1 protein-coding gene is annotated in these 477 nt (G+C 49.7%); it reads left to right on the forward strand.

Annotated elements, in window-relative coordinates; all coding sequences use genetic code 11:
- A partial coding sequence (locus ACZGCQ_RS16875) for a hypothetical protein (RefSeq protein WP_481266885.1) occupies positions 1–477 on the forward strand: 477 nt, incomplete at both ends.

The raw sequence follows: 477 nt of genomic DNA on the forward strand, positions 1-477 counted from the left end.
GGTTTACAGCGTTCGATTGATATTCGCGAAGCGACCGACTATCAGCTTCAACTGAGGTTGACTCCGGCACCAGAAAATGATGGTCGAATTAACGTCAAAATCCGAGACGGTAAACAGGGCGTCTTCGAACGCACTTTGTCTCGTGCTGATATTTTAAATGGTCAAAAACACCAACAACAGATCGGTAATCAGACGGTGACGTATGTTCCGTTACACTTAGCGTTTCCGTACCGGATGACAGAGTTAAATGATGTCTACCAGACGCTTTACGACGGCAAGTTATCCGATATCCCACTCGAGAAGGGACGCTATCAGCGAGAACTATCCTATGCGAGCAAGGTGCCGGCACTCGTCGATTGGAAACATCTACACAAGTTCGCCCGGAACGAGATAGTCACCGATAAAGCCCTCGCCGCACCGGAAGCAGCAGCTAATCGTCCTAGGTATGGCACAGGTACGGAGTATAGGCGGTGTCGT

It is taken from the genome of Exiguobacterium sp. HSB13 (genome assembly GCF_056764755.1).